This window comes from Roseobacter sp. FCG-D35, assembly GCF_033436665.1.
In the GTDB taxonomy this organism is placed as follows: Bacteria; Pseudomonadota; Alphaproteobacteria; order Rhodobacterales; family Rhodobacteraceae; genus JAWQFO01.
The window spans coordinates 262,654-279,207 of record NZ_JAWQFO010000007.1 but is presented as its reverse complement, the minus strand read 5'-3'; the positions used below and the strand labels follow the sequence as shown (position 1 = coordinate 279,207).

Below are 16,554 nucleotides of genomic sequence, written 5' to 3'. Positions count from 1 at the left end.
GGTTTTGCAGTTGACTAGCACGCCTGCGCGCCCCGCGGCAGGTGGAAATGCGCCCGCTAGCTCTCGGCGCGGTAGAAATGGTAGCGGCCGGGATCGACGGCGTCGGGTCCCGCGATTTCGTGCATGCCGGGCATCTTCTGTTGCGCCACGATCAGCCCGCCGGGCGCCATGACCGCGGCGATCAGCGGAGCGAGGCGGGCGCCCTCGGCGGCGTCGGCGGGGTGGTCGCCGGTGCCGAAGTCGTAATGCGCCAGCGCCATGCGCACGCCCGCCTTGGCAAGGCGCGCCAGCATGTCGTCGGCCTCGCCGTTCAGGAAATCGTTTTCTGGCGGGATGCAGTCGGGATGGGCGCGCATGACCCGGTCGATGACCCAGATCCGGCGTCCGGGTAGGCGTTCGCGCAGATGGTCGTAGGTGCGCCCGTTGCCGAGGCCAAGCTCGAGCACGTCGCCCTCGAGTCCCGCGATCTCTGCGGTCGCCCAGTCGAGTCCGTCGATCTGGGCGGTCAGTCTGCGGCGAAAGGATTCCAGCCGGCTCATGTGGTCTCTCCGATCAGGTGGCGCGGGTCGCCGGGTTCCGCGCCGCATTCGAGAAGCGTCGTCAGCAGCGCGCGCGAGAAGTCCCAGATTGCCGCGTCATGCACAAGATGGTGCGTGAGTAGCCCGAGCGGCTCGTCCGGGTCGGTGGCGCACGTGCGACGGGCGTCGATGGCCCGGGCGGTGTCCCGGATCAGGCGTTCGGGATCGACGAGGCTGCGGGTGCCGCGCCAATCAATGGGGTCGACATGGGTGTTGAGGCGCTGCAGCCCCGGCGAGGCGGGACGGCGCGGCCCGTAGGTCGAGAGCGCCACGTAGCCGAGCGTGGGCAGCATCGGTTCGAACCCGGCGTCGATCCGGTTCCACGGCGGAACGAAGACCGGCAGCAGCCTATCTCCGAACAGCGCGCGCGCCCGGTCGAGTCCGTGGGACAGTTCCGCGTGGCCTTCCGCGCGCGGATATCCGAACTCGGCCTTCTTGGCCCCGGCCGGGGCGTGGTCGCGATGCGCCCAGCCGTGTACGAGCGGGATCAGCTCAGGCGAATGCAACAGGTATTCCGCGAGGGTGTCCTTTGCGAGCGACGGGATCACGGCGAGGCCCACGGGCAGGCCTATGTCATGTGACAGCGCAGCAAGCCGATCGAGCTCGGGGCCGGCCCGGACGGCATCGTCGTCGCGCCACCAGAGCGTTAGTCTTCTCCCATCCGACCGCAACCGGGCGACGGCCTCGGTCACCGGTGTCCAGTCAACGCGCATCACCGGTCCTCCAGCATCTCGAACACGATCTCGGCGCTGTGTCTTGCGCCGTCGAGTCCGGTTGTGACCGGGGTACGCCGCGGACCGCTTTCGAGGCGCATCACCGCATTCGCGAGGCCTTTGGCATCCAGATCGGTGGCGCGGATCGTCTCGAACCCCGGCAGGCGTGACAGCGCCTTGGCGCGCAGACCCTGCTCAACCTCGCTGCCGGCGTCGAAGGGAACGATTACCGCGGGTGTTCCGGCCTGCAGCAGGTCGAGGGCGGTGTTGTATCCGCACATCGAGACCGAGGCGGCCGCGTGATGCAGCATCTGGCGGAAATCGGCCCGCGCCGGCTCGACGATGACATTGCTGGGCGCCTCCGCGCGCAGGGATGCGCAGCGGTCATGGGCGTCCGCACCGCCCACGAGCAGCCGCCAATTGCGTGTCGGTTGCAGGCGCGCGGCTGCGAGGGCGGCGGAGTACACATGGTCGCCGACACTGCCGCCCCCGGCGCTGATGAGTACTTCGCCCGCGCCGTCCGTCGTTGGATGCAGCGGGGCAGGGGGTGGTGCCACGAAACCCGTGTAGGCCAGCTTTGCGGCCAGCGCGTCGGTGACGGGCCAGCTGAGCTCCAGCGGCGTGACCGTTGGATCGGAATGTACGAGGACGGCATCGTAGTGCCGTGCGACAAGCGCTTCGGTCCAGTCTGCACGGGACGGTTTCGACGGCGGGGCGAGAATGTCGCGGATCGAGCAAAGGATCAGCGGTCGCGCCTCGAGGTCATCGGCGGCCTCGAGCAGGGCGGTGAATTCCTGTCGCAGGTTGCGCCGCCCGAACGGGAAAAGCTCGGTGATCAGGACCTGCGGATCGGTCCGGCGCAGGGTGTCGATCATCTGATCCGCGCGGCTGCGAAACAAGGCATCGTCCGCCGGGTTGTCGTTGCCGTCCAAGAGCCGTGAGAAATCGACGCCGTCGGACCGAAGCGGCGGCAGTTGCACGAGATCGGCGCCGCCGGTGTCGATGCGCGGCACCGCAAAGCCGCCGGACACGAGCGTGACCTCTGCGCCCGCCGCGACGAAAGCCCGGGCCAAGGTCGCCGCGCGGGCCAGGTGCCCGGTGCCCAACAGGTGGGTGACGACGATCATCACCCGCGGTCCCGGCGCGGTCATCGGTGACGCTCCACGAGGCGTATGGGCGATGGATCAGCCGTCCAGCCCCGGGAATTAGTGTTGATGATGAAGAGCCGCCCTCGCTTGATGCGGAAGGGGGCCGGCCCGGTGAAATCCCAGCCCATGGCATGCGCCAGCAGAACACGCATCGTGCCGATGTGACAGACCGCGACGGTATCCTCGGTCAGGGCCTCGGCCCATCCCCGAAGGCGGGTGCGCATCTCGGAAAGGCTTTCGCCGCCGGGCGGGCGGAACTCCCATCCCCAGTCTTCGATGTCGCGATAGCCCGATCCGGGATCGGCGCGCAGCGCCGCACCTTGACAGCCTTCCCATGCGCCCCAGTGCATCTCGATCAGGGCGGCATCCGCGCGCGGGGGGCGACCGGCGACCAGTTCGGCAGTTCGGACTGCGCGGGACAGCGGGCTCGACCTGAGATCTGCCGCATTCCAGGGGGCCGGCAACGACAGCGCCGACAGCTCGGTCTCGGCCGCCGCGTCGAGGGGAATGTCGCTGCGGCCCTGAATGCGTCCCGCCCGGTTCCATGCGGTATGCCCGTGCCGCAAGAGCGCCAGACGGGTCATGCGGCGACCTCGCGCAACCCGTCATCGAGGGTCCGGGCGGCCGTTCCGAGAAGGTGGCGCGATTGCACATGCGCGCGGACCTCGCGCGACCTGGCCCGACGCAGAGCCGGGTCGCCTAGCAGGCGGTCTATCCGCTCCGCCAGTGCCGATGTCCCTGCTGCGGGCGGTGGCTGATCGGTGCCGGCCAGCACGTCGCGCACGCCTGGTCGGTCCTGAGCGACAACGGGGAGGCCGCGGGCCTGCGCTTCGAGGTAGGCCATGCCAAAAGCCTCGTTCACGCCGGGCCAGAACAGCAGCGACGCCGACGCGTAGGCCTCGGCCAGACGTGCCTGATCGCATTCTCCCAGCAGCCGCACGCGCGGTCCAAAACCCCGTATAAGCTCCTCGACCTGCGGACGCGCAGCGCCGTCGCCGGCGATGTCGAGGCACCAGTCGCTGGTTTGGAGAAGCGCGAGCGTTTCGGCGATGATCCGGTAAGAGCCCAGCTTGTCACCCGGGCGGAACATCCCGACGCTGAGCATCGGACCATCCAGCGTCGACGGGGGCGGCAGGTCCGTATGCGGCAGGAAAGCGTGCAGGCGACGCACCGTCTGGCCCTCGGGCGCGCGCGCGATCAGCGTCTCGCCGTCGCGCTCGGTCAGATAGAAGATGAGATCGGCGTGATCGCAGGCCGCCTCGGACAGGGCCGCGAAACGCGCCCACGGCCCGTCGAGGCGCTTTCGCGCGCGCGTCGCCTCGATCTGGACGTAGGGAATTCCGAGCTGACGGGTGACAGCGGGCCCGAGCAGGTCGGGCGCCTTGTAGTAGCAGTGATAGGTCAACCAGCAGGTCCACCCGGCCTTGCGACCGGATTCGACGAGACGCCCGAGGTCCGCCTGCGCCGCGCCCTCCAAGTCTTGTTGCCGGGCGCTGTCGCCGGCGCCGTCATAGCTGCGCAGCGTGCTTGCGACCGTGACGTGGCGCCCGGTGTGCTCCAGCGCCAGCATCAACGCCCGCGCCATCGCCCGGTCGCCGGAAGGTCTCGGGTGCGACGGTGGCTTCAGCGGTGCGTAGAAGGCGATGCGGCTCATTCCGACGTGTCCAGCATCTCGGTCAGGCGCGCGTGCAGGCGGGCGATGCCTGGTGCCATGCGGAACTCGGCGACAAGGCGGGTATGTGCGGCCTCGGCCAGGCGCGGCCCAAGCGACTGGTCTTCGGCGAACTGGCGGATCGCGGCGGCCAGTTCATCGGGTGCGTCGGCGCGCAGCATGCCGTGCACGCCGTCCTCGATGAATTCCGGTATCGCCGACACCGGGGTCGACAGGATCGGCAGCTTCTGGCTTGCCGCTTCCATCAGCACGTTGGGCAACCCGTCACGGTCGCCGTCGGCCGCTACGCGGCTGGGCAGCACGAAAAGGTCGGCGGATCGCATGGCGTCGATCACCTCGGGCTGGTCGCAGGCGCCGCGCCACGTGATCCGGTCGCCCACGCCGAGACGCGCGGCCAGCGCCTTCATCTCGGAGCCGAGCGCGCCGCCGCCGACATGCTCCCAATGCCAGTCGACCGTGTCGGGCAGCAGCGCCAGTGCTTCGATCAGGCGGTCGAACCCCTTCTTCTCGACCAGCCGGCCGACCGACAGCAGCCGCAGCGGTGCGCCGGGCTGGCGCGCTGCGCGCTCCGGCGCGGCGGGAAAACGCCCGAGGTCGAGCCCGTGATAGACAAGGTCGATGGCGTCCGGGTCGCCGGCGAGGTCGCGCAGGTGTTCCGCTCCGAAAGCCGTGCAGGTGGCGCCGAACTGGGCCCCGTAGTTTGCCGGTGAAAGCTTCTCGCGCAGCTCCCATTCGGGCGATGTCCAGATGTCCTTGGCATGGGCCGAGAAGGACCACGGCAGGCCGCGCAGGATCGCCGCATAGCGCGCGACCGACGAGGGTGTGTGCAGGAAATGCGCGTAGAGCCCGCGCACGTCGCTGGGCAGTTCGCGCGCCAGCACGCAGGCCTGTCCGAAACGGCGCACCCGGTTGCGGCTCCGGTCGCGCGTGAGGTCGGCGCGAAACACGCGCCACGCCTCGGAGAACCCCGGCAGCTTGCGCGCATGCCGCAGCCCGTGGAGGACGCGCCGCGGCTCCTGGTGCAGATATTCCGGGAGGTAGAACACGCGCGCCTTGAGGCGATCGTGAAGGGGATGCGTCTTGGTGTCGGTGGGATGGCGCAGCGACCAGATGTCGAAGCCGAGCCCGCCGTCCTCGAGGGCAGCGAGCTCTTGCGCGATGAAGGTCTCGGACAGGCGGGGCCAGCCCTTGACCAGGATCGCAAGCGCCGGGGCGGTCCCGGTCATTCCGCCGCCATCAAGGCCCTGGCGCGGTCGACCACGACCCCGAGGCCGTCGAGCAGCCCCTCGGCACCGGAATCGGATGGCCGTGGCTGGCGCGGCAGCGCCCGGATCGCAGCGCTCATCGCCTCCGGTGTCAGACCGTCGCGGGTCTCGTCGAGCATGCGCACGAGGCCCAGCTCCTCGGCCCGGGACGCCCGGATCCACTGCTCGAGCCGCGGGACGGTGCGCGGGACGATCACGGCGCGCTTGTCGAAGGACAGCACCTCGCAGAAGGTGTTGTATCCGCCCATGCAGACCACGCCTTCGGCACCGGCGATCAGCGATTCGATGCGACTGTCGAACCCGGTCGCGGTCACCCGGCCGCCGAGCTTTGCGACGCGCGCGTCAAAGGCGGCGCGCACCTCGCCCGACAGAAACGGGCCATAGACGATGAGGGCGTCCGGTCCGAGCTCGGTGTCGCGTTCGTAGGCCGACAGCACCAGGTCGACCATGAACCGCCCGTCGCCGCCGCCGCCGGGCGTGACCAGAACGTAAGGCACCTCCGGCGGGTCGGCCGGGTCTCCGATCTCGCGGCGCAGGTAGCCCGTCCAGTGCATCCGGGCGCGCAGGTCCGATGTCAGGTCCAGCCCCTCGGTGGGGTCGTAAACCGAGCGCATGCCGTAGACCCAGACTTCGTCGTAGAAGCGCTCGGTGGCCTCGATGGCGCCCTTGCGCGCCCATTCCGTGCGCAGAACTTCAGGTTCGTCGAGCACGTCGCGCAGGCCGAGCACGCAGCGCGTCCGCCCCTGACGCTCGAGCGCCTCGAGCGTGGGCAGAAGCTCGCCTCGAAAGCCGGTCGGCTCCTTGTCGACGATCAGCAGGTCGGGATCGTACTGCTCGGCGGCGGTCTGGATCAGGCCGCCGCGCAGGGCGGTGATCTCGTCGATGTCGAGGCCCAGGGTCTGGCTGACGTAGCTGCCGTCGGGCAGCTTGGTCACGCCGGGCAGGCGCACGTGGTCGACCCGTTCCGGAAACGCGAAACGGCCCGCCATGGGTGATCCGGTCAGGATGATCGCCGAGGCGGTGGGATCCGCGGCGGTCAGGGCCGAGGCGATGGCGCGAGACCGCCGAAGATGGCCGAGGCCGAAGGTGTCGTGGCTGTAAAGCATGATCCGGGGCGAGCGGTGCTCTCCGGATGGATCGGCCGTGTGTTTGTCTGCCGTCAAGGGTCCTGCCACACCGTGCACATTCAGTTTCCGTTATGCCGGTTCGCCGGATCGACAAAGCGCGTATGCAAGCGTGCCGATGCCTTCGATCCGTGGTTCGGAAACAAACGCATGGGCGGGTCCTTTGGTCTCACGGGTCTCGGGCAGGCCCAGTATGTCTGTGCGAATCCGATATGACACAAATCCAAATAGGGTGCAAAACCCACGCGGCGAGCCAGCGGCAGACGCGCCGCGTTTGCAATGCCGGGGGCGCTGGCATAGCGTTTCGAAGACGCATATGCCTGATCGGTGGCCTTCCTTGGCAAGACTTTTTTTCCCGCCCGTCCTCGCGTTGCTGCTCGCGCTCGGCATCGCCATGATCGCTTCCCCGTCTCAGGCACAGTCGCTTGGCTCGCTGGTGCCGACCGTCGAGGCGCCGAAGGAGCAGGAAGACGCCTCGGCCTCGGACCGGATCGCAGAGATCATGCGGCAGGCCCGGGAGACCGGCGTCAACGTCGTGGTGATCGACACCGAGGGCAACATCGTCTCCCCGCCGCCCGAGGATGCCGAGGCTGACGCCCCGGAGGACGCGGCGGAGGAAGAAGCTGCGGGCGCCGAAGTGGCCGGCCCCGGCCGTCTGATGAAAGTGCAGGACGACGTCGTGACCTTCCGAACGAAGCTGGTGGAACGGCTCGTCAACCTGCCGGTGGCCTTCAACGAGGTCGCCTTCATCCTGCGCGCCACCAGTCCGGACGGAACGATCTGGCTGTTCGTGCGCATCCTGCTTCTGTCCTGTCTGCTCTTCGCCATCGGCGCCGTGGTCGAAAAGCAGATCTATGGCAAGCGCTTCGCCCGCAAGTATGTCGTCGGGCGGCAGGTCGAGGCACCGCAGGGCTATCTCGAGAAGATGCCGTTTCTCGTCTACCGCTTCTTCATGGGCGTCATCGGAATCCTGGTATCGATGGCCGTGGCCTATGTGCTGGGCGTCGTCTTCTTCGATCCGGTCGAGGATGTCGCACTGAAGTTCACCATCGTGGTGATCAACCTCGCCTATTTCCTCAGCCGGGCCGTGGGCGATCTGTGGCGAATGATCCTGTCGCCCTACCTCGAGCAGTACCGGATCCCGGTGATGACGGCGCGGGACGCGCGCCGTCTCTACCTCTGGCTTTGGGCGGTGGCGGGCTTCGACATTTGCGCCCTCGTCTTCGGGGTCTGGATCAAGGAACTTGGCCTCAACTACGAGGTCTACGCCTTCCTCGCCTCGCTGCTGTCGGCGGTGGTGGTGCTGCTGAACATCACCATGGTTCTGGTCAACCGCCGCGCGATCAGCCGCGCGTTCCGGAACGGCAAGGCGCCCGAGGATCTGAGCTGGGTCGCCAAGGCCGCAGCCAACCTCTGGGCGCCGGCGATCATCGTCTACATGCTCTTCGCCTGGGTCTCGCTGACCTATGACCTCGTGTTGGGCGATCCGAACGCGATCCCGCTGATCGCCGGCGCCTATGGGATCGTCATGTCGATCATCGTGGTCTACGGCGTGATCAACTTCTTTATCGAGCGCAGCTTTGCCCGGGCGCGGGCGCTGCGCGAGAAAAACGAGATTGCGGAGTTGGCCGATGACAGTGAACCGGCTCCTGGAGAGGCGTCCGAGGACGGCGAGAGCGCGCTGCGCGCGGAGCGGCCGTCGGAGTTTCTCAACCATTCCAAACTGCACACCTACGAGGATCTCGCGCGGCGTGTCGCCGCGATCCTCGCCTTCGTGGCCGGGCTCTACGCCTTCTTCTACATCTGGGACAGCAACCCGACGCGGATGGTCGAAAGCGCGGCGGACCAGATCCTCGACGTGATGGTGATCCTGCTGATCGGCTACGTGCTTTATCACGCCTTCCGGATCTGGATCGACGGCAAGATCGAGGAAGAGCAGGCCGACATGCCGGACGAGACCGAGCTTGGCGACGAAGGCAGTGCGGCGTCGAGCGCAAGCCGGCTTGCGACCCTGCTGCCGCTGTTCCGCAATTTCATCCTGATCGTGCTGCTGGTCACCATCGTCCTGATCGTGCTCTTGCAGATGGGCATCAACGTCGGGCCGCTCTTCGCGGGCGCGGGCGTGGTGGGTGTTGCTGTCGGCTTCGGATCGCAGGCGCTGGTGCGCGACATTTTCTCGGGCGGGTTTTTTCTCTTCGACGACGCGTTCCGGAAGGGCGAATATCTCGACGTGGGCGGGGTCAAGGGCACGGTCGAGAAGATCTCGGTCCGTTCGTTTCAGTTGCGCCACCACCTGGGCGCGCTGCACACCATCCCGTTCGGCGAGATCCAGGTGATGACGAATTACTCGCGCGATTGGGTCATCATGAAGCTGCCGCTGCGCGTGACCTATGACACGGATGTCGAGAAGGTGCGCAAGCTCATCAAGAAGCTCGGGGTGCAACTGATGGACGACCCCGTGATCGGCGAGAACTTCATCCAGCCGCTGAAAAGCCAGGGCGTCATCGAGATGCAGGACAGCGCGATGATCATCCGGGTGAAGTTTATGACCAAGCCGGGCGATCAGTGGCTCGTGCGCAAGAAGGTCTACCAGGAAATCCGCGAACTCTTCGAGCGCGAGGGCATCAAGTTCGCCCACAAGGAGGTCACAGTGCGCCTCGCCGACGGCAAGATCGACGAACTCAGCGAGGAAGAGCGCAAGGCGGTGACGGCCGCGGCGCAGTCCTCGATCGAGGAGGAGATGATGGAAGATCTCGGTGAGGGGTCCGGCGACGATCGCTGAACCGGGTCGGGTCCTTTTTTCGGTGACGCTGCGTCAAATCCGGCACGTGTGAGGACGTTCGGCATCAAAATCCTTGAAACCGTGACCGATTGGTGCCAATTCGGTCGGCGAGAGGACGACCTCCCCGTAATGGAAAGAGACCCGGGACGACCCGGCACCTGCTAAGAGGTTGCCATGCGCTCCCCGCTCGATCGTCTTCGACATGCCATCAGTTTTGAGATCATCGCCCTGATGCTTATTGTCCCGCTTGGGGCGGTTGCTTTCCATATGCCGGCGCACGACATCGGTGTTGTCGGGCTTGTCAGCGCGACGCTCGCGACGCTCTGGAACTTGGTTTACAACATCGGTTTCGACGTCGTCCTGCAGCGGGTTTCCGGCACGACGCAGAAGACTCCGCGCCTGCGGGTCCTTCACGCGGTTCTCTTCGAGATCGGCCTTCTGATCGTCCTGATGCCCTTCATCGCGTGGTACCTCGGGGTCACGTTGTGGCAGGCGTTCGTGATGGACGTGTCGTTCGCGCTTTTCTACGTGGTCTACGCATTCGGCTTCAATTGGGCCTATGACCGGTTGTTCCCGCTGGCCGAGTGGGCGTTGGAAAACCGAGGTGGACAGGCACGGAAGGTCGCTGAAACCTAACTCTTGTAGGGATCGAGCGACGCACGCAGCCCGTCGCCGAGGAAGTTGAAGGCCAGCACCACGAAGATGATCGGCAGCATCGGGATCGCCGTCCACGGGTAGATCTCGATGCTGGCGAGGTTTTGCGCATCGTTCAGCATCACCCCCCAGCTCACTGCCGGGGCACGCAGGCCGAGACCGAGGAAGCTCAGCGCCGTCTCCCCGAGGATCATCGCCGGGATCGACAGCGTGGCCGAGGCGATCAGGTGCGACATGAAGTTGGGCAGCAGGTGATTGCGGATCACGCGGCCGGGCTTGGCGCCCATCATCTCGGCAGCGCGCACGAACTCCTCCTCGCGCAGCGACAGGAACTTCGAGCGCACGGCGCGGGCGAGGCCCGGCCAGTCGAGGATGCCGAGGATGATCGAGATTATGAAGAAGACCGCCACCGGCCCCCAGTTCGAGGGCACTGCCGCCGACAGCGCCAGCCAGAGCGGCAATTCGGGCAACGAGCGCAGGATCTCGATCATGCGGTTGATCAGCCAGTCGGTCTTGCCGCCGAAATAGCCCGCAATCGAGCCGAAGAAGATGCCGAGCAGGAAGGACACGGTGATGCCGATCAGGCCCACCGTGAGCGAAAGCTGCGCGCCATACAGGATACGGCTGAAAACGTCGCGCCCCAGCCTGTCCGAGCCCCAGAGGAACACCGTGGCGCCCTCCGGCGCGCAGAACAGATGCGTATCCGACGGGATGAAGCCGAACAGCCGGTACGTGCCGCCATCGCAGAAGAACTTCAGCTTCATCGGCTGATCTTCGTGAAACTCGTAGGTCCAGCGGTATTGCTCGAGGTCGGCGGTGGCCGTGGTGGCATAGACATGCGGGCCGATGAACTGGCCTTCGTGCCACAGGTGGATCATCTGCGGCGGCGAGTAGAGGTAGTCGGCACTGCGCTGGTTCGGCGTGTAAGGCGCGATGAACCCGGCGATCGGCAGCATCAGGTAACAGGCCAGCAGGAAGATGCCCGAGACCAGCGCAAGCCGGTGTTTGCGGAACTTGCGCCACATCAGCACCCACGAGGGCGCGTCCATCTCCGAGCGTTCCGGCGCCGACAGGTCGGTGTCGTCGCTCCACGGCTCCTCGTCGATCAGGCGTCCGTCGGGGAGCGATTTCATGTGCCGCGCGCCCCGTAGCGAATGCGTGGATCGAGCAGGACCAGCAGCAGGTCGGAGATCATCGTGCCGATCAGGGTCAGGAACGCCACGAACATCAGCACGAAACCGGCCAGGAACTGGTCCTGCGATTTCAGCGCCTGCAGCAGGGCGGGGCCGATGGTCTGCAGGCCCAGAACGACCGAGACCAGGACCGAACCCGAGACCATCGCTGGCAGCAGGTTGCCGATGTCGGCAACGAAGGGGTTGAAGGCCATGCGCAGCGGGTACTTGACCAGCATCTTCGAGGGGGTCAGCCCCTTGGCGCGCGCAGTCTCGACATAGGGTTTGCTGAGTTCGTCGAGCATGTTGGCGCGCAGGCGCTGCATCATCGCGGCCGCCCCCGAGGTGCCGATCACGAAGGTCGGCACGATGAGGTGGACGAGGATCGACTTGACCTTCTCCCAGCTCAGCGGCTGGCCTTCGAACTCCGGGGACATCAGCCCGCCGATCGGCAGGTCGAAATACTTGTGCCCGTAGTAGAACAGGATCAGCGCCAGCAGGAAGTTCGGCGTCGCAAGGCCGAGGTAGCCGACGAAGGCCGCGCTGTAATCGGCCCAGGTTTCCGATTTCGCCGCGGCGATGACGCCCAGAGGCAGCGCGACGACGTAGACGAAGAGCACCGCGGCGAGGTTTACGAGGACGGTCAGCCACAACGTGTCGCCGACGATGTCGGCCACCGGCTCGTCGTATTCGAAGGACCAGCCGAAGTTGCCCTGGATCAGCCCCGAGTAGCCTTGCGGACCTTCGGCGAAGCCGACCCAAATCAGGTATTGCTCCCAGATCGGCCGGTCGAGTGCGTATTCCTGCCGCAGGAACTCGGCCTTGGCGACCCCATCGGCCTGCCCGGTCGAGCGTAGTTCTGCGATCTGGTTGCTGAGGTAGTCTCCGGGCGGAAGGTTGATGATGACGAAGATCAGCACCGAGACCACCAGGAGCGTAATCAGCATCGTGCAGAAGCGATACGCGGCGTATTTCAGAAACATCATTGGGTCAGCTGCTGGTGCGGGTCATCGAAGTAGAACTCGTCGATCCGGTACATGCCGAAATGCGCACCCGGGTCCCAGGCCCAGACCGCGTTCTCAGGAACGTTGCGCAGGCGCTTGTTGACGACGACCGGTTGCGGAGCGCCCGACAGAATGCCGATGCCGAAGAGGTTCTCGGCATGGATCTTCAGCATCTCGCGCCAGATTGCCTCGCGCTCGTAGGCCTTGCCGGTATGTTTCCAGTCGCTTGCCAGCTGCATCAGGCGTTCGGCCTCCGGCATGTCGGGTGCTTCGCCGGCCTCGCCGCCGGTCTGGTGATACTGTCCCCACATCGGCCAGGCGAAGAACACCTGGTCGGTGGGCGCGAGGTAATCCGGCGAGGTGTAGGGCTGCGGCAGCCCGTTGTCCCAGCCGAACCAGACCGCCGCCATGGTGACGCCGGCGTAGATGCGGTTGCGCAGAATGTCCCGGTCAGACGGGCGCATGACCAGCTTGACCCCGATGTCGCGCCAAGTGTCGGTGACGATGGCGAGCGCGTTCTCGACCTCCTGGCGCTCGCCCGCCGTCTCGATGACGAATTCCATCGGCCGCCCGTCCGGCAGCAGCCTGAAGCCCGCGGCGTTGCGTTCGGTCAGTCCCATGTCGTCGAGCAGCAGGTTCGCCATCTCGGGATCGTACTTGGTCCAGGCGTTGAGGTTCTGCTCGTCGAAAAGCGGGCTTTCCGGCAGGGCGGTCATGCCGCCAACATTGGCCAGTCCGAAATAGAGCGCCCGGTTGATCATGTTGCGGTCGATGGCCAGGGACAGCGCGCGCCGGAAGCGCACGTCGCGCATGACCTCGCGCCAGACCTCGTCGGCGAAGTTCAGGTTGGGATAGATCGCGATCTGGCTTGCCGCGCCGTTGGCCCAGAGCAGCACACGGTAGTTGCCGCCGTCGGCCTCGCCCTTCTTCAGAATGGCGATGTCGGGAAAGTCGAGCCCTCGGGCCTGCAGATCGCTTTCGCCGGCATTGGTCTTGGCCGCGACAAGCCCCGCGCCCACGATCGACATCTCGACGATGTCGATATAGGGCAGTTGCATGCCACGCTTGTCGACCCGGTGGAAGTAGGGGTTGCGCACGAAAAGCTGGCGCGAGGACGTGCCCGCGCTGCCGATCATCCACGGCTGCAACGTCGGCAGTTCCGGGTCGTCGAACTTGTAGAGATCGTCAAGCCCGTTGTGCAGGGCCGCCCAGCTGCGCACCCGTGCCTTGCTGACCGCCTCGGCCAGCTGGTCCGGGTCGGCGAATTCGGCATGGTACTTCCGCAGGTAATGCGCGGGCCGGTAGATGAACGGCGGAGCGGCCTGGGCCAGCAACTGCAGGAAATTCGGGTTCTGCCCCTTCCATTCGATCACGACCGTGACGTCGTCGGGAAAGCTCATCGTCGCCAGCTCGCCGTCGACGATCATGAATTCCGGCGGCCCGGAAGGCGAGAGTTCCTCGTTCTGGGCCACGTGTTCCCACCAGTAGCGGAAGTCGGCCGAGGTGAAGGGATGTCCGTCGGACCACTTGTGGCCGCGCCGCAGGTGGAAGGTGAACTTGCGCTCGTCCTCCACCTCGACGTCGCGCAGGATGTCAGGCACCAGCGCGTAATCCTGGTCGTAGCCCACGAGGCGCGCGTAGCCGTAGACCACCATCTGCCTCACGTCCTTCGAGCGAGAGACCATCGTGCGCAGCGTGCCACCCTGGGTGCCGAAGCTGCGCCCCTTGGCTTCGAGATCGACCACCAGCGCGTCCTCGGGAAGCCGTTCGGCTACCGGCGGCAGATAGCCGCGTGCGACTTCCTGAGCCCAGAACGTGCTTTCGCTCAGCTCCTGTGCGGCGGCAGCGGTGCCGACGCACAGCAGGGCCGCGACAAGGCAGGAACGAAGCGCGTCAAGCATGGCACCTCACCTTATGGCCGGACTCCACTTCGATCAAGCGCGGCACGGCATCGCCTTCGAAGCGGAACTTCTCGGGCCAGGCGGTCGGCGCACCGGCCCCCTTCGACACCAGTTCGAGATCGATGGGACGGTCCATGTCAGGCTCGGGCTGGGCCGCGATCAGCGCCTTGGTGTAGGGGTGTTGCGGGTTGTAGAACAGCGTGTCCGGCTGGGCCTGCTCGACGACCACACCCTGGCGCATCACCGCGACCTCGTCGGCGATGCGCGCGACGACGGCAAGATCGTGGCTGATGAAGAGGTAGGACAGGCCCATCCCGTCACGGATCTCTTCCAGCAGGTTCAGGATCTGGTCCTGCACAGAGACGTCGAGCGCCGAGGTCGGCTCGTCGCAGACCAGCAGCTTGGGCTCGAGGGTCAGCGCCCGCGCGATGGACAGGCGCTGGCGCTGGCCGCCCGAGAACGCATGCGGGTAGCGTTGCAGCATCGAAGGATCGAGTCCGACCCAGCGCAGCATCTCGGCGGCCTTTTCGCGGCGGGTCTCCTTGCTGCCGATGCGGTGAATCTCCATCGGTTCGGTCAGCGTGTCACCCAGCCGCATGCGCGGCGACAGCGACGAGTAGGGATCCTGGAACACCATCTGCGCCTGGCGCTGGAAGGCGATGCGCTCTTCCCGGCTCATGTCGTGCACCGGGATCGGGTTCGCGCCGGTCTCCGGGCGGAACAGGATCTCGCCGCCGGGATCGGGTGGCTCGGCCCCGAGTGCGAGGCGCGCGCAGGTGGTCTTGCCCGACCCGCTTTCGCCGACCACGGCAAGCGTCTTGCCGCGCTGAAGCTTGAAATCGACGTTGTAGCAGGCCGAGATCGCCACCGGCTTGCGCCAGTTCCCGGCGCGCATGGTGTAAGTCTTGGAGACCTTGCGCAATTCGAGGATCGGATCCTCGTGGCTGAAGCCGCGCGCCGGTGCCGCGACTTCGGGGATCATCGGCGCTGCTGCAAAGAGTTTGCGGGTGTAGCCATGCGCCGGATTGCCGAGAACGGCCTCGGCCGGACCCTGCTCCATGATCCGGCCCTTGTTCATCACCACGACCGTTTCGGCCATGTTGGCGACGACGCCGAGGTTGTGAGTGACGAGGATCACCGCCATGCCGGTTTCATTCTGCAGGCTCTTGATCAGGCCCAGAACCTGCGCCTGCGTCGTCACGTCGAGAGCGGTCGTCGGCTCGTCCGCGATCAGAAGTTCGGGCTTGGCCACCATCGCCATCGCGATCATCGCGCGCTGGCGCATGCCGCCCGACAGCTCGAACGGGTACGAGCGCCAGACCCGCACCGGATCGGGAAAGCCCACGCGCTCGAAGGTGTCGAGCACCTGCTTCTTGGCTTCCGAGCGCCCCATGTTGCGGTGGAGATGCAAGACCTCGCTGACCTGGTCGCCCAGCCGGTGCAGCGGTGAAAGCGAGCGCATCGGTTCCTGGAAGATCATCGAGATGCGATCGCCGCGCAGGTCTCGCATCCTGCGTTCGCTGAGTGTCAGGATCTCCTTCTTCTTCTCTCCGAGGCCGAACCGGATTGAGCCGTGCCGGATCTGCGCTGTCTGCGGCAGGATGCGCAGGACGGCGCGGCAGGTCAGGGTCTTGCCCGACCCGCTTTCGCCCACCAGCGCGAGGGTTTCGCCCGGCATGACGCGAAAGCTGACGCCATTGACCACCGGATCGGCCTTGCCGAACCCGATGCCGAGATCTTCGACTTCCAGAAGAGGATCGTTGCTCAATGTTCTGCGTCACTTAACGGTTGAAAAGGTCGCGGCCGCAATTGCTTCAGCGCAGTCAACGCGATTTCGGCACCCACGTCCAGCATCGTGATCGCCGGCGTATTTTCAACTACACATCCGCGTGTGAAACCGGCATGAACGTCGGGCAACCGAAGGAAGGATACGCATGAGCCGGCTGGATATCTTCATCGATCGAATGGTGTCCCAGCGCGCCTGCCTCGACCATGCCGCGCGCATGACCGATACCCTGTCGGGGCCGGTTTTCGAGCTCGGCCTGGGCAACGGGCGCACCTACCACCACATGCGCGAGATCATGCCGGGCCGCGAGATCTACGTTTTCGAACGCGCCGTCGCCTCGCATCCCGACAGCACGCCCCCCGACGAGAGGCTGATCCTCGGCGACGTGCGCGAAACCCTTCCGGCGGCGCTGGACCGGTTCGGCCCGAATGCGTCGCTGATCCATGCCGATCTGGGTGGTCACAATCTCGAAAAGAACGATCGCTTTGCCCGGTTGGTCTCGCCGCTGGTCGAGCCCCTTCTGGCGGAGTGCGGTCTGATGGTCTCGAGCGACCGGATGTATTTCGACACGCTCGAGGAAATCGACCTGCCGGAGCATGCCGTGAAGGGTCGCTGCTTCATCTACCGGCGCTGACCGGACACCCGCGACCGCTTGTCATCCGCGGACCGGTTGCTACGGTGCGCCGGGCGCGCCCCTGCGCCAAGCGGGATGGACCCCGGACGGCCGAAATGCGTGTGCGTCGCGCGCGTGATCG

General features: G+C 66.2%; 14 protein-coding genes. 3 read left to right on the top strand and 11 right to left on the bottom strand.

The genetic code is table 11. The features are described from left to right. Positions 1–56 precede the first annotated feature (56 nt). The 7 genes from R5H30_RS17085 to R5H30_RS17055 are packed head-to-tail and all read right to left on the bottom strand — an operon-like array spanning position 57 to position 6,482. Positions 57–539 carry a class I SAM-dependent methyltransferase gene (locus R5H30_RS17085; protein WP_318329756.1) on the bottom strand — a complete coding sequence of 161 codons (483 nt, stop codon included), beginning with the start codon at positions 537–539 and terminating at the stop codon, positions 57–59. Next, positions 536–1,291, bottom strand: coding sequence for a polysaccharide deacetylase family protein (locus tag R5H30_RS17080; protein WP_318329755.1), 756 nt, complete (start codon positions 1,289–1,291; stop codon positions 536–538). The genes R5H30_RS17085 and R5H30_RS17080 overlap by 4 nt, the downstream gene beginning before the upstream one ends. Then, on the bottom strand, positions 1,291–2,442 hold the full coding sequence (locus tag R5H30_RS17075) for a glycosyltransferase family protein (RefSeq protein ID WP_318329754.1): 1,152 nt from the start codon (positions 2,440–2,442) through the stop codon (positions 1,291–1,293). Before R5H30_RS17075 ends, R5H30_RS17080 begins: the two co-directional genes overlap by 1 nt. Further along, positions 2,439–3,023 (bottom strand): histidine phosphatase family protein, encoded by a 585-nt coding sequence (locus R5H30_RS17070; RefSeq protein ID WP_318329753.1) that lies wholly within the window; start codon positions 3,021–3,023, stop codon positions 2,439–2,441. Before R5H30_RS17070 ends, R5H30_RS17075 begins: the two co-directional genes overlap by 4 nt. After that, positions 3,020–4,093 carry a glycosyltransferase family 4 protein gene (locus R5H30_RS17065; protein WP_318329752.1) on the bottom strand — a complete coding sequence of 358 codons (1,074 nt, stop codon included), beginning with the start codon at positions 4,091–4,093 and terminating at the stop codon, positions 3,020–3,022. Before R5H30_RS17065 ends, R5H30_RS17070 begins: the two co-directional genes overlap by 4 nt. Continuing rightward, complete coding sequence (locus tag R5H30_RS17060) at positions 4,090–5,337, bottom strand: glycosyltransferase family 4 protein (protein WP_318329751.1); 1,248 nt, start codon at positions 5,335–5,337, stop codon at positions 4,090–4,092. Before R5H30_RS17060 ends, R5H30_RS17065 begins: the two co-directional genes overlap by 4 nt. Continuing rightward, on the bottom strand, positions 5,334–6,482 hold the full coding sequence (locus R5H30_RS17055; protein WP_318329798.1) for a glycosyltransferase family protein: 1,149 nt from the start codon (positions 6,480–6,482) through the stop codon (positions 5,334–5,336). Before R5H30_RS17055 ends, R5H30_RS17060 begins: the two co-directional genes overlap by 4 nt. Positions 6,483–6,816: 334 nt before the next feature. Between R5H30_RS17055 and R5H30_RS17050 the strand changes: the two genes are divergently transcribed. Both R5H30_RS17050 and R5H30_RS17045 read left to right on the top strand, forming a co-directional pair. Beyond that, positions 6,817–9,282 carry a mechanosensitive ion channel family protein gene (locus tag R5H30_RS17050; protein WP_412105150.1) on the top strand — a complete coding sequence of 822 codons (2,466 nt, stop codon included), beginning with the start codon at positions 6,817–6,819 and terminating at the stop codon, positions 9,280–9,282. A gap of 174 nt (positions 9,283–9,456) precedes the next feature. After that, positions 9,457–9,918 carry a PACE efflux transporter gene (locus tag R5H30_RS17045; protein ID WP_318329750.1) on the top strand — a complete coding sequence of 154 codons (462 nt, stop codon included), beginning with the start codon at positions 9,457–9,459 and terminating at the stop codon, positions 9,916–9,918. On the opposite strand, the gene R5H30_RS17040 is transcribed toward R5H30_RS17045, so the two are convergent. Genes R5H30_RS17040 through R5H30_RS17025 form a run of 4 tightly spaced genes read right to left on the bottom strand, consistent with a single transcriptional unit; the run spans position 9,915 to position 15,781 of the window. Continuing rightward, positions 9,915–11,069 (bottom strand): ABC transporter permease, encoded by a 1,155-nt coding sequence (locus R5H30_RS17040; RefSeq protein ID WP_318329749.1) that lies wholly within the window; start codon positions 11,067–11,069, stop codon positions 9,915–9,917. The genes R5H30_RS17045 and R5H30_RS17040 overlap by 4 nt on opposite strands. Further along, a complete protein-coding gene (locus R5H30_RS17035) occupies positions 11,066–12,094 on the bottom strand; it encodes an ABC transporter permease (protein ID WP_318329748.1) in 1,029 nt (342 codons plus the stop codon). Before R5H30_RS17035 ends, R5H30_RS17040 begins: the two co-directional genes overlap by 4 nt. Then, positions 12,091–14,013 carry an ABC transporter substrate-binding protein gene (locus R5H30_RS17030; protein ID WP_318329747.1) on the bottom strand — a complete coding sequence of 641 codons (1,923 nt, stop codon included), beginning with the start codon at positions 14,011–14,013 and terminating at the stop codon, positions 12,091–12,093. Before R5H30_RS17030 ends, R5H30_RS17035 begins: the two co-directional genes overlap by 4 nt. Next, a complete protein-coding gene (locus R5H30_RS17025; protein ID WP_318329746.1) occupies positions 14,006–15,781 on the bottom strand; it encodes an ABC transporter ATP-binding protein in 1,776 nt (591 codons plus the stop codon). Before R5H30_RS17025 ends, R5H30_RS17030 begins: the two co-directional genes overlap by 8 nt. 166 nt (positions 15,782–15,947) lie before the next feature. Between R5H30_RS17025 and R5H30_RS17020 the strand changes: the two genes are divergently transcribed. Continuing rightward, positions 15,948–16,433 carry a class I SAM-dependent methyltransferase gene (locus tag R5H30_RS17020; RefSeq protein WP_318329745.1) on the top strand — a complete coding sequence of 162 codons (486 nt, stop codon included), beginning with the start codon at positions 15,948–15,950 and terminating at the stop codon, positions 16,431–16,433. Positions 16,434–16,554 lie beyond the last annotated feature (121 nt).

Excerpts from the sequence above, each read along its gene's own strand:
- R5H30_RS17085 (WP_318329756.1), bottom strand. The coding sequence starts at position 539 with ATGAGCCGGCTGGAATCCTTTCGCCGCAGACTGACCGCCCAGATCGAC.
- R5H30_RS17080 (WP_318329755.1), bottom strand. The coding sequence starts at position 1,291 with ATGCGCGTTGACTGGACACCGGTGACCGAGGCCGTCGCCCGGTTGCGG.
- R5H30_RS17075 (WP_318329754.1), bottom strand. The coding sequence starts at position 2,442 with ATGACCGCGCCGGGACCGCGGGTGATGATCGTCGTCACCCACCTGTTG.
- R5H30_RS17070 (WP_318329753.1), bottom strand. The coding sequence starts at position 3,023 with ATGACCCGTCTGGCGCTCTTGCGGCACGGGCATACCGCATGGAACCGG.
- R5H30_RS17065 (WP_318329752.1), bottom strand. The coding sequence starts at position 4,093 with ATGAGCCGCATCGCCTTCTACGCACCGCTGAAGCCACCGTCGCACCCG.
- R5H30_RS17060 (WP_318329751.1), bottom strand. The coding sequence starts at position 5,337 with ATGACCGGGACCGCCCCGGCGCTTGCGATCCTGGTCAAGGGCTGGCCC.
- R5H30_RS17055 (WP_318329798.1), bottom strand. The coding sequence starts at position 6,482 with ATGCTTTACAGCCACGACACCTTCGGCCTCGGCCATCTTCGGCGGTCT.
- R5H30_RS17050 (WP_412105150.1), top strand. The coding sequence starts at position 6,817 with ATGCCTGATCGGTGGCCTTCCTTGGCAAGACTTTTTTTCCCGCCCGTC.
- R5H30_RS17045 (WP_318329750.1), top strand. The coding sequence starts at position 9,457 with ATGCGCTCCCCGCTCGATCGTCTTCGACATGCCATCAGTTTTGAGATC.
- R5H30_RS17040 (WP_318329749.1), bottom strand. The coding sequence starts at position 11,069 with ATGAAATCGCTCCCCGACGGACGCCTGATCGACGAGGAGCCGTGGAGC.
- R5H30_RS17035 (WP_318329748.1), bottom strand. The coding sequence starts at position 12,094 with ATGATGTTTCTGAAATACGCCGCGTATCGCTTCTGCACGATGCTGATT.
- R5H30_RS17030 (WP_318329747.1), bottom strand. The coding sequence starts at position 14,013 with ATGCTTGACGCGCTTCGTTCCTGCCTTGTCGCGGCCCTGCTGTGCGTC.
- R5H30_RS17020 (WP_318329745.1), top strand. The coding sequence starts at position 15,948 with ATGAGCCGGCTGGATATCTTCATCGATCGAATGGTGTCCCAGCGCGCC.